General features: G+C 32.2%; 14 protein-coding genes. 9 read left to right on the top strand and 5 right to left on the bottom strand.

The genetic code is table 11. The features are described from left to right. Positions 1-157: 157 nt before the first annotated feature. Positions 158-1,294, top strand: coding sequence for a serine hydrolase domain-containing protein (locus tag BUR17_RS01895; protein ID WP_074228306.1), 1,137 nt, complete (start codon positions 158-160; stop codon positions 1,292-1,294). An 80-nt stretch (positions 1,295-1,374) separates the two neighbouring features. On the opposite strand, the gene BUR17_RS01890 is transcribed toward BUR17_RS01895, so the two are convergent. After that, on the bottom strand, positions 1,375-2,115 hold the full coding sequence (locus BUR17_RS01890) for a sulfite exporter TauE/SafE family protein (RefSeq protein ID WP_074228305.1): 741 nt from the start codon (positions 2,113-2,115) through the stop codon (positions 1,375-1,377). A 145-nt stretch (positions 2,116-2,260) separates the two neighbouring features. Further along, positions 2,261-2,479, bottom strand: coding sequence for a hypothetical protein (locus BUR17_RS01885; RefSeq protein ID WP_074228304.1), 219 nt, complete (start codon positions 2,477-2,479; stop codon positions 2,261-2,263). A 396-nt stretch (positions 2,480-2,875) separates the two neighbouring features. Here BUR17_RS01885 and BUR17_RS01880 point away from each other — a divergent pair, with 396 nt between their 5' ends. Next, entirely contained in the window at positions 2,876-3,130 is a 255-nt protein-coding gene (locus BUR17_RS01880; RefSeq protein ID WP_074228303.1) for a hypothetical protein, read from the top strand. A gap of 111 nt (positions 3,131-3,241) precedes the next feature. Further along, on the top strand, positions 3,242-3,838 hold the full coding sequence (locus BUR17_RS01875; RefSeq protein WP_074228302.1) for a Crp/Fnr family transcriptional regulator: 597 nt from the start codon (positions 3,242-3,244) through the stop codon (positions 3,836-3,838). Between the two features lie 204 nt (positions 3,839-4,042). On the opposite strand, the gene BUR17_RS01865 is transcribed toward BUR17_RS01875, so the two are convergent. After that, positions 4,043-4,273, bottom strand: coding sequence for a hypothetical protein (locus tag BUR17_RS01865; protein WP_074228300.1), 231 nt, complete (start codon positions 4,271-4,273; stop codon positions 4,043-4,045). Between the two features lie 184 nt (positions 4,274-4,457). Here BUR17_RS01865 and BUR17_RS01860 point away from each other — a divergent pair, with 184 nt between their 5' ends. Next, positions 4,458-6,233: an FAD/NAD(P)-binding protein gene (locus BUR17_RS01860; RefSeq protein ID WP_074228299.1), complete on the top strand. Its 1,776-nt coding sequence runs from the start codon at positions 4,458-4,460 to the stop codon at positions 6,231-6,233. An 81-nt stretch (positions 6,234-6,314) separates the two neighbouring features. On the opposite strand, the gene BUR17_RS01855 is transcribed toward BUR17_RS01860, so the two are convergent. Then, positions 6,315-6,611: a hypothetical protein gene (locus BUR17_RS01855; protein ID WP_074228298.1), complete on the bottom strand. Its 297-nt coding sequence runs from the start codon at positions 6,609-6,611 to the stop codon at positions 6,315-6,317. 221 nt (positions 6,612-6,832) lie between these two features. On the opposite strand from BUR17_RS01855, the gene BUR17_RS01850 reads away from it, so the two are divergent. Beyond that, entirely contained in the window at positions 6,833-7,204 is a 372-nt protein-coding gene (locus tag BUR17_RS01850; protein ID WP_074228297.1) for a response regulator transcription factor, read from the top strand. 220 nt (positions 7,205-7,424) lie between these two features. Here BUR17_RS01850 and BUR17_RS01845 read toward each other — a convergent pair whose 3' ends face one another. Next, positions 7,425-9,164: a thiamine pyrophosphate-dependent enzyme gene (locus tag BUR17_RS01845; RefSeq protein ID WP_074228296.1), complete on the bottom strand. Its 1,740-nt coding sequence runs from the start codon at positions 9,162-9,164 to the stop codon at positions 7,425-7,427. Positions 9,165-9,325: 161 nt separating this feature from the next. Between BUR17_RS01845 and BUR17_RS01840 the strand changes: the two genes are divergently transcribed. The 4 genes from BUR17_RS01840 to BUR17_RS01825 all read left to right on the top strand — a co-directional run bounded on the left by BUR17_RS01840 (position 9,326) and on the right by BUR17_RS01825 (position 11,880). Beyond that, entirely contained in the window at positions 9,326-9,577 is a 252-nt protein-coding gene (locus tag BUR17_RS01840; protein WP_074228295.1) for a hypothetical protein, read from the top strand. Between the two features lie 378 nt (positions 9,578-9,955). Beyond that, positions 9,956-10,333, top strand: a complete 378-nt coding sequence (locus BUR17_RS01835) for a SpoIIAA family protein (RefSeq protein ID WP_074230193.1) — start codon at positions 9,956-9,958, stop codon at positions 10,331-10,333. Positions 10,334-10,597: 264 nt separating this feature from the next. Next, a complete protein-coding gene (locus BUR17_RS01830; RefSeq protein WP_074228294.1) occupies positions 10,598-11,140 on the top strand; it encodes a peptidoglycan-binding protein LysM in 543 nt (180 codons plus the stop codon). A 194-nt stretch (positions 11,141-11,334) separates the two neighbouring features. Beyond that, complete coding sequence (locus tag BUR17_RS01825; protein ID WP_074228293.1) at positions 11,335-11,880, top strand: peptidoglycan-binding protein LysM; 546 nt, start codon at positions 11,335-11,337, stop codon at positions 11,878-11,880. Positions 11,881-12,029: the final 149 nt, after the last annotated feature.

Here is a 12,029-nt window from a genome sequence, read left to right as displayed (position 1 = left end):
CAACATATCGTGTTTGTGTGGTACATTTTGTTTCTTTAAGAGTTTTATCTACATATGATCTATGTCTTATCATAATTAATTTTTCTGTATCTCTAAATTCTGAGGAACGTTTTTTGAATACCAAATCGAGAAGAGTATCTCAAGAAATTAGCAACAAATGAAAAAAATAATAACGGGATTTACAGTCGGAATTTCAGCAACAATTGCACTTATTTACCTTTCAGGTTATGGGTATATTTTTAAAGCTATCGGAATCAATTTGAAAAAAGGATCTTTTGCTCCATCTATTGATGATGAAAAGAAGTTTCCTTCCCGGATAATAGCAAATTCAAAACCCAATGTTTGGAAGAAAAATATTAACTACAATAAACGTCATTTATCACAACGGCTTACTGATGAACTTAAGAAGACCCGCACATCGTCACTCCTTGTAATTAAAGATAATCAATTGCTGTACGAAAAGTATTGGAAAGACCATAATTCCTCATCACTGATGAATTCTTTTTCGATGGCTAAAGGATTTTTGGCCATTTTAACTGGTTGTGCAATTGATGATGGTTATCTCGAATCAGAAGATCAATTAATTTCTACAGTATTTCCTGAATATAAAAAAAGCTCTTACGGAAAGTATCTTACATTTCGACATCTTATGACTATGCAGGCAGGATTTGATTGGGATGAAGAATACCGTCATCCTTTTGCAGAAAACTCCAAGCAATATTTTGTCGAAGACCTTGCAAAACAGGCTTTCAGTATTGAGATAAAAGATATGCCCGGACAAAAATACGAGTATCAAAGTGTCTCTGCCCAGCTTTTAGGAATGGCTTTAATAAAAATAACGGGGAAACATTTATCAGATTATATTTCAGAAAAGATATGGAAACCATTAGGAATGGAATTTCCTGCTAAATGGAGCACCGACGAGAAAGGAATGGAAAAGGCATTCTGCTGTGTACATGCTACGGCAAGAGATTTTGCAAAAATAGGACAATTGATCATGCAAAACGGAATGTGGGAAGGAAAACAATTGATCAACGCTGAGTATTGCAAAAGAATGCTGAAACCTACTGAACAAAATGACGCTTTTTGCTACACTATTTGGGCAGGAGAAAGTAGTAATAAAGAAAAACAATGTTGGTTTTTTTATGGTTTTTTAGGTCAATTCATTATTATGATCCCTGAAAAAAAGATGGTGATCGTTAAAACAGGATTGTACAACAAACTGGAAGTTGATCAAAAGAAAAGACCTTTACAGGTGCAAATTTTAATTGATGAACTAACATCAATGTATTAAAAGATTCAAAAGATAAATGATAACAATTTTTACCTTTCCATCTGATTAATACTTTTAGATCATTAAAAATAAAGTGAAAATTATTTTGTCAGCAACGAATTGATTATTAAAAAAGATCCAACAGCTATAAGTCCCCAATAAACATATTTAAAAAAAGATTTATCCTTGATCTTATGGTTCAGGTATCTTCCTAAAAATATTGCCGGAAAAACAGCTGGTAACGAGACTAAAAAATATTTTAATACCTCCAAGGTAATTAGACCTTTTGTAAAATATCCTATCGCAGCTATAAAGCTTGCCGGTAAAAAATAAGCCTGAAGCGTTGCCCTAAAATGTTTAGCACTCCAGTTCCGCAAATTCCCATAGACCACAAGAGGCGGACCGTTTACTCCATAAGCACCGCCAAGAATTCCTGATGTAAATCCGCAAATAAATAGCCATAACATACTATCTGTTTTCAGTGAAAGCTGTTTTTTTCCAAAAATGGCATACAATGAATTGAATATAATAAGTAAGCCTAAACCTATTTTTACCCAAAACTCGTTACCGTATAGTAAGATTAACAAACCTATAGGAATACCTAAGACAGCAAATAAAATAAGCCACTTTGCGCTGTTAAAATGAATTTGCTGATGATCTTGTACAACAACAACCAACGCAACTAAAATTGAAATTAAAACAGAAAGAGGCACAGCAATTTCTAGAGGAATAAAAAGTATAAATAAAGGAACTGCAACTAAAGATTCTCCAAAACCGAACGTTGAACGGACTAGTGTCGCAACAAAACTGACAACGAAAATGTATATATAAATAAATTCCATATTTATGTTAAATATACGTTTTTCTACTGAGATAAAAAACCATTTAAGACCGAATCAGAGGACTTTTTTAATAAAATAACAGCAAAAAAAAGAGAGTTTTAAAGCTCTCTTTTTATCTATAATTTATAACAGCTTTTTTTTTATTTCAGTTACTGTATGCTGCTCTGTTTTGATAAATATTTAATCCCTCAACTTTGTTTTTGGCAATGTGAAAAATCAGTTCCACAGAAAAAGATGATATTTCATAAAGAGCATACCTGAATGAACTCATAATTTGTTCATTCATTAACCGTCCTTCTGATAAGACAATTTCTGATTGGTTTTGTACAGGTAAGTTTTTAAAGTCGTAAAGAGAAATTTCCATAGCTGTTAATTTTATTAGTATGTAAACTGTTTATACAATTTCTTTACCAATTGTATTATTAAATTTAACTAAAGTGAAATAATTTATAAATTAAAAAGTAAAACTCGTTATTCATGGCAATTAGCTGATTTAATTCTATAGTATGTAAATTCTATAGTATGTAAATTCTCTTCATGAAAATTTCTAAGATTACAACTCTTAAAATTTAATCCAAATTTAAATAGAAATCAGAACGGTAAGGAATTCGAATTTGGACGTAAATATTATTTTATCATTGAGAGTCGATAAAAGTTAAAATTTTATTTTTTACTAAGGACAAACCCTTAAAACCTTCAAAATTGCTTTAATTGGCGTACAATTTGCAAAGTACTTTTCACCAATCACAAATAATAAAGCATGGATATCACCAACGATTTTAAAGAAGAAATCTTAAACTCTCCTACATCAATTGAAAATATCGAGGTCGTTTATAAAAAAAATAAATACAATGGAAAACTTGTAAGAGTAAATCAATCGCCATTTGGGATGACAATCTTTGATGATGATCTCAAATATGATCCAGAGCACATCATTGATTTCACACTTGCAGAAGAAATAACTATTAAATTTTTTGATGGTACAATAAAAACATTTAAAGACCCTGTTTCGTAAAATGATATATCTTTCCCACTTATTATATTGGCAAGATTAAGAAAGATTATGCTATACATTTTCATTATTCACCTTAATGAATTCAACTAATAACCAATCATAAACTAAAACATGTTAATTGAACCTACTCTTCTGTTTGAATATGGTGCGACCATAGAGAATTATGAAGCTTCAGAAATTATTTTCACTGAAGGAAGCAGACCGAAATATTATTATCAGCTGACATCCGGCAGGGTTAAATTAAACCATATTGATATAAACGGAAAAGAATTTATACAGACGATTCTGACGACCGGACAAAGTGTTTGTGAATTGATGTTATTTATCGATGAATCTTATCCGGTAAATGCGATCTCATTAGTTCCTTCAAGTGTTTTAAAAATTAAAAAAGAAAATTTCTTAAACCTTATTAATGATCATCATAAGGTTTCTTTAGATATCAATAAATTCTTAGCAGAAAGATTATATCAAAAATTTCTTATGCTGCACAGTAATTCATCATTAGATCCGGAAGTGAGGTTGATGGGTGTTCTTCGTTATTTAAAAAGTTTTACTGAAAATAAAACTCCCCATTCGTTTGAAGTATTATTTACAAGACAGGAGCTCGCTTCATTAACCGGGCTTAGAGTTGAAACGGTAATTCGGACGGTAAAAAAAATGGAAGAAAAAAATATTTTACAAATTAAGAACCGGAAGATCCACTTTTAGCTTTCTTATTTTGGAAGAATTTTCACTTTTTTATTATGTGGCTTTTTAATCAAAAGCTGTAATTCCGCAGTATTAAATTTCAAAAAATTTAGTCTAAACCTCTTATTATCTGTATAGATTTCCAAATTAATCCTATTCTTTTTTACAATAGAATAAATATCTAAATTCCTATCAGATAAATGCAAAACTATCATTATTTCTAAATTATTCTAAAAAGTATTTCGATCCTGAAAGTACCTGATAACCTAAGTAAAAAAGAAGATGCAGAGAGTTTTTAGGAATTTGGAGCTGTAGATTATTGGAATTAAGCATTTCATATTTCCACCTGTGTTTTGTACAATGCAACATCATTTCCTGCAAATCCTTATCTAAAAGAGCGAGCATCACTATTACTTCATCATTAGAGTTAAACTCTTTATCTATCGCTGAATTCATATGTTTTTTGATTGGTGTATTCGTTTTTGCAATCAGTGTGCCACGTTTTTCCTGTAAGGAAAAATCTCTTTAGTGAATAAATGACAGTATATGGTTACAATCATATTCCTTTAATTAATTTATGTATATATATAATATTGAGAGGAATAGTTTTTGAATATCCGTCATCATAATACAGTTAAAAATGAACCAAATTAAAAATATAGATATTGCACTTATTGGAGGTGGACCTGCTGCATTACTCTTACTAAAGCATATACTCAACAGCAATCTTAAGATAAACACTATTGTAATATTTGAAAAAAATGATAGGCTTGGTGTCGGTATGCCCTATGGAATAAAAGGATCCTGCAAGGAACATGTAGCCAATGTATCTTCCAACGAACTCCCTGATCTTGTCGATAGTTTTGGAGATTACCTAAAAAATTTTCCAAGCGATCAGTATCCTGATTTTGCAGATGCAGAAAAATTAAATCCTTATCTTGTCATTCCTCGGCTTCTTCTTGGTGATTATTTAGAGAATCAGTTTGAACAGCTTATTAATATTGCAATAGAAAAGGATATTGATATAACAGTCGAAAAAAGTACAGCTGTTGAAAATATTCTTCCTGAGAATGACAGAATCAAGAAATTTCGAATATTGTCGGACAAAAATAAAGAATATACAGCCCAGAAAGTGATCATCTGTACTGGTCATGTATGGCCAATAAAGTATGAAGGTAAAGTTGAGAAATGGTACGATTCTCCCTATCCCCCATCAAAATTTAAACATTCTACCAATCATCCCGTAGCCATTAGAGGCACTTCGTTAACCGCCATAGATGCTGTAAAAACCTTAGCTCGTCTGAACGGCACTTTCATAGAAACCGGCAGTAAAATAAGTTATCAACTTGACAAATCATCTGAAAATTTCAGACTGGACTTATTTTCAACGGGAGGTTTTCTTCCTGCATTACGTTTTCACTCAGAAGATGATGCTTATTCATCTGAATGGACGATGTCACCTAAAGAAATCACCAAGTACAAAGAGAAAAACGGTGGCTTTATTGAATTAGATTATGTTTACAATCGCAATTTTAAACTTCCACTGAAGAAGAAAGATCCTGATTTTTATAATGTAATTAAAGACTTGGAGATAGAAGATTTTGTCGAGAAAATGATGGATTTACGTGAAAACATGGATAGTTTCGATCTCTTTAAGGCAGAATATGAAGAAGCGGAAAGATCTATTGAAAGAAAATCTTCAATAACATGGAAAGAAAAACTTTCAGCATTCAGTTATGCCATGAACTATCCGGCAAAGCACTTTTCAGCTGAAGATATGCTTAGACTAAAATCAACATTACTCCCTCTCATTTCGATTATAATTGCTTCGCTTCCACAGTCGTCTTATAAAGAGATAATGGCTCTACATGATGCAGGTCTTATTTCCTTAACAGAAGTAGATAAAGAAAGCACAATAGAACCTAATTTAGAGGGTGGCGGAGATTATTTTTATACGGATGAAGACGGCAAAACAATAAAAAAAAGTTATAAGATGTTTATTGATGCCATTGGTCAGCAAGCTATGAATCCTGAAGATTTTCCTTTTAAAGGTTTGCTTAATCAAAATGCAATAAGTCCGGCTTATTTAAGTTTTAAAGATCAGAACAAAGGAGAAGATCTGTATTCTAAGAAGAAAGAAAATATTGTAAAAATGTCAGAAAATCGATTCTGTCTGAACGTTCCGGGATTAAGTATTAATGATTTTTTTCAATCGATTAATAAAGAAAATAAAAATGAAGAAGGGCTTTACATTATGGCTGTGCCATTTATAGGTGGATTGAACCCTGATTATTCAGGTCTTGACTTTTGTGATACTGCCGCTGAAAGAATCGTTGAATCAATTTCAAACTCTCAAACTCCAGTGTTGGAGATCGATGTTCAAGATAAATTGGAAGAAACAAAAAAGATTTTATAATACTTTAAATAAAAACAAAGGAAGAAATTATTGCTGATTACTTCCTTGTGTTAGTTTTAAATTTATTCCAGAAATAGTAAATTATTGAAAGTTAAGAACCAATTGCTCAACATCTTTAAAATAAATATCGCTATCCTGTTCATTTTTGCTTTTTAAATAAATAGGCATAATAACATTTGATAACGAAATGTTCCAATTTAATAATGAATTATAAATTCCGGTGGTCCTGATTCTCAAAAGCTCAATCAAAGAAATTAATTTTAAATTTGAGATTTGTGAATAATCATATATATAAAATTCTCCAGGATTAAAATATAATGACTTGCTGAGAATATCGTATTTACCGGAAAAATTCATTTTTATTTTTATCTGTTTCATACAGTAATTTAATTGTAGTATAACATATAATATGCCATACCATAAGGACATGAGCTAAATTTAAAATTGACTTTTTCAGTTTACAAATAAACTGAATATTTATTTCCAGTATCAGAATCAACAGTAATTAGCACACTAATAAGCTCTTGATGGAATGATATTTGCTAGACATGTAAGTTGAATAGATTAGGCCTTGCTAATCTAATTATAAATGAAAACTGATGATTACTAATACTAAAAAAATCATGGTCTGCGATGATGACCAAGGCATATTGGATGTCATTCAAATGCTTTTGGAAACTGAAAACTTTACCGTATTTACAGAAATTCACAGCCCTAATCTGATCAACAATATAAAATCAAATTCCCCCGATCTACTTTTATTAGATTTATGGATGCCATTTATGGCTGGAGACGAGATTCTTAAAACCATACGCGCTAGCAAAGAAATCAAAGATCTTCCGGTGATTGTATTATCCGCAAGTGTTGACGGATCAGATATTGCTGAAGATGCCGGAGCAAATGCATTTATCGCCAAACCATTTGATATGAATGATCTCATTTCTAAAGTTAAAGGTCTGCTTATGAACTAATTTTATTCTTTCCTACCAATACATCAAAACGATAATGTTTAAACTCTATTAAATAGTATGATTCTATAGTTAACAATTGATCAGATTTAATAGCAGATTTATAGTCATAATTTAGCCCCTAAACTAATAAATAAGTCATAAAATTTATCTTATCAATAAATAATTATGACTTATTATAAATTATAGAGATATAAAAAATCTCGTTAAATCAGGTAGAGACTTAAAGAACTTCCCCAATCTGGCTTATTCCTGCCTTAACTGAGTTTTTGACTTCATCAAATTTACCCATTCCTATTTTTTTAACTAAAGATGCTGCAAAACCCTTCATTTGTTCGAAAGTTACATGAGGAGGCATTGCTAAAGTATCAGGATCGGTATAGATATTTACCAATACCGGTCCCTTATGTTCAAATGCTTCACGGATAACGTCTTCTGCTTTTTCAGGATCTTTTAGTTCAATACCTTTGATATTCATTAATTCTGCAATCTTATCAAAAGGGGGATTAATCATATCAGTCTGCCAATCGACATAGCCTGCGACTTCCATTTCAAGCTTCACCATACCCAGAGAATGATTATTGAAAACAAATATTTTGACTGGATACTGATATTGCATAATGACTGCCAATTCACCTAAAAGCATAGACAATCCTCCATCACCACTCATAGCAATGACCTGTCTGTCGGTTGTTGATGCAGCCGCACCAATTGCCATCGGTAAAGCATTGGCCATTGATCCGTGGTTAAATGATCCTGTTAAGTAACGACTTCCTTTAGCACGGATAAATCTGGCTGCCCATACTGCGGTCATCCCTGTATCAACCGTATAAACTGCGTTTTCAGAAGAATAATGATCGATCAAAGTAGCGATATATTCAGGGTTAATCTTCGAAGGAGATCCTTTTTTCTCTGCGTAATCACTAAATCTTTTTTCATCATCATTATAGATTTTCTTCATTTTCTTAAGAAAAGAATCATCCGATTTAGACTCAATAAAAGGTAACAAAGCCGTCAACGTATCTTTAATATCTCCGGCATAACCGTAATCAACGTGTGCGCGCCGCCCTATCCTTTCAGGCTTTTCATCAATCTGAACAATAGTTTTATTTTCAGGTAAAAATTCCGAATAAGGAAAGTCGGTTCCTAATAAAACTAAAACTTCTGCCTCGTTGCAGGCATCATATCCAGATTTATTACCTAAAAGACCGTTCATACCAACTGCAAAAGGGCTGTTTTCTCTGTCAAAGAATATTTTTCCTCTGAAAGAATATACAATAGGAGCATTTAATTTACCTGCTAATTCCTCAACCTCATTCACCGCGCCTTTACAGCCGTGCCCGCAGAAAAATACAATTTTCTTTTCTGAATTAAACAATTGTATCAACTGTGACATTTCGGAATCTGAAGGTCTGAATATCGGAGCTGTATTAAAGCTTTTATACCCTGTGGACACTTCTTCATATTCTGCCGATGCCACATCGCCGGGTAAGCCTAAAACCGCAACACCTTTTTCATTTAGTGCAGTCTGTATGGTACGTTGAATCATAGTGCCAAACTGCTTGGGTGTATTGGCCATAAAAACCTGCTTACTACAGTCTTTGAAGAGGAATTGAGGATTGGTCTCCTGAAAATATTCAGTTCCGAATTTCTCTGTTGCGCAAGTGCTTGCAATAGCGATGACAGGATTTCCTGATCTGTTCGCGTCATAAAGACCATTGACCAGGTGAACATGACCGGGTCCGGAACTTCCCATGCAGCATCCGATACCGTTAAGTTCTGCATCCATCGAAGCTGCGTACGCTGCAGTTTCTTCGTGCCTTACATGAATCCATTCAATTGTACCATCTCTTCTGATAGCATCATTAACCGGATTTAGGCTGTCCCCTGTTATAGCATAGACTCTTTTAATACCGGCACTTTTTAACATTTCGACCAAATGGTCTGATACATTTTTAGCCATATAATTTTTTTATAATTATTAAAAACCTTTATAAAGTCAAGTGATTCTTATCTGGTGATTGGTGTCAAAAGGAATACCAAATGCAAAAAGTATGTTTTAAAATGTATACCGATATTGGAATATTTATTGTTAAGGTGTTTAATAACTGAATTAAAATCACCATGAATATTTTATTTACAACGATCAATAAAAAAGCATGTACGACTGAACTCCAGAAAAAATTATGGAACGGGGCTGAACAATATATGAAAGATCAAGTTAGAAGAAAACTCCAAAGCCTGACATCTTATATAGGCAATGTAAATGTCAGTATACTAATTGACATGAATAAAGGATTTGCAACAGTTTTAAAAAACAACCTGAGTGAAGAACAGTTTCTTATAGCACAGAGAACGCTACGAAATAAAATTTAATAAAGAAAATTTAATGGTTCGAGTCCATCTTAATAATGGATAATTAGTATATATACCTATTTGACATTTTTTAAGAAAAACAATTCATGATCGTTAAGAATAATTATCAAATACCCTTTCAGTTGCGCTTTCTGTATTTTGGGTCATCCTAATTTTTCACATCCGTTTTTTTATATTTATTGACCAATATGTTTGATTTTTATTTTACAAGCTGATTTTTATTTTCAATACATTTTATGTCTTAGAAGAAACAGAATATGAAAAGATTTGTGAGATAAAAAGAATTAATACGTATAAATACAATTGATTAGTCTAAAAACAATATTGATTTTTGGTTTGATAATTGCTAAATTCTTCTCACACCAAAAAATAAATTATATGATTACCTTGCTCAACGACGCACCTGAAAATGTGGCAGCATTTAATGCCAGTGGCGAAATCAATCAAAAGGATTTTAAAAATATCGTCATTCCCCATGTAAAGAACAAACTGGCTAAGTTTAATGAACTGAATTATCTACTGTATTTAAATGAAAATGTAGCACAAACTGATATAGCTTGGCTTACATCTTTACTTTCCAACCTTGAAAACACAAAACAATGTAATCGTGCAGCCATCGTAAGTGATGATGCAGGAATACAGAAAATCAGTAGCCTAAAGACTGCAGAAAATTTTAAGATATTTCCAAAAAACAATGTGTACAATGCTATGTTCTGGTGTAATAACGGAAATGAGCCTGAATATTCGGAAAAATAAGATTTTGCGTTCAGATATATTGGGAGATACGACTTCCTTAATTTGAAAAGTAAATCCTGTTTATTCTATTTTACTTTCCCATTTGAGAGTGGAAAAACCATCAAAAACACTCATAACAAACACATTTGCAATTTGTTAACCAGTAAAAATAGAAACTTTGGTTATATCAGATAATCTTATTAAATTTGACTCTGATAATATTTGTTAGTATAATTAATTTTGAATAACAATATTTTATTACAACACCAAAAATTTATCCAAATCATGAAAAAACAAATCGTTATTGCAGCGTTTTCTTTGGGGGCAATCGCTTTAGGAACCAATCAGGTTCTTGCACAAAATTCTGAGCAGGTTAGTAAATCAGTGAATATTATTTTATCGGACGTTATTGCAATGGACATAGGTAGTGCTGCTTCAGAAGGCACTATAGATTTCAATTATGGGAGTACAAAAGATTATAATTCATCAAAAAATGTGACTGTTCCCAACAGTTTAGTCATCATTTCTTCGAAAAATTTTGATGTAAAAGTAAAATCTGAAGGCTCACACTTTGTAAGTGGCGCAAACGTAATTCCAGTAGATATATTACAGGTAAAAGCAATACCGGGCGGAAGTTTAATGGGAACTCTGAATGAGGTTACTTTATCTACAACTGATCAGGTTTTGGTAAGTAATGCAAGTTTAGGCGCCAAACAATCTTTAAATATTGACTATTCCATTTCGGCAGAAAAAGCATCAAAAGTACTTTTGGGGAAACCACAAGGAACTTACACGCAAAAAATAACTTATACTGCCACTGCATTGTAAGTAAACACCAATTTTTTTTAAAAGCCCTCAACACTTTGAAAGTTTTGAGGGCTTTTCTATTTACACCAAATAACTATCCGTGTAGTTATTTTACTACATGAACTTCCATTTTCAACTACAAAGAAATTTTTTTCGCCGCTATAAATTTGCAGTATACAAAAGAGAACAATTAAAAAAAATTAAATATTACTGCCATGAAAAAATTAATAGCAATCGCAGCCTTAACTATCGGAGCAACTATATTAGGAACTAACAATGTTCATGCTCAAAATACAACCGCTACAACAACAGTAAACATTACCCTGAACGATGTGATCTCCATCGATGCGGGAAGTAGTGCAATCGGTAATACAGTTGACTTTAACTATGTTACTGCAGCAGACTATAACTCTGATCAAACAATTAATAAAGCAAATTCTTTAAAAGTCACTTCAACAAAGAACTTTAATGTAAAAGTAAAAGCAGGGGGTCCTAATTTCTTGAATGGGACCAACTTAATACCTGTAAATGTTTTGACAATCAAAGCTGCTTCAGCTTCCGGAACAATGGGCGGAACAAAAAACACTGTCGTTTTATCTGCAACTGATCAAAATTTAGTTACTAATGCTCCACTAGGAAGTGCATTAACATTGAATTTAGATTACATGATTCCTTCAGCGAAATCATCATCTTCAGATATCTTAGGTAAACCAGCAGGAACTTATACGCAAACAGTTACGTATACAGCGACTGCTTTATAATATTTTTTTTCATATTAATATTTTGTGATTTGGTGTTCGAAGGCTTCCTAAAGGAGGCCTTTGATTTTGTATGTATTGATACCGATATAGAGAAAATTCAAAATCGGGGAATAAGTATCCATCAGCTGTAAGGTAGAATGTCGCCCAGT

The sequence above is a fragment of the Chryseobacterium scophthalmum genome, from assembly GCF_900143185.1.
In the GTDB taxonomy this organism is placed as follows: domain Bacteria; phylum Bacteroidota; class Bacteroidia; order Flavobacteriales; family Weeksellaceae; genus Chryseobacterium; species Chryseobacterium scophthalmum.
This window is presented reverse-complemented; position numbering and strand designations above follow the sequence as displayed.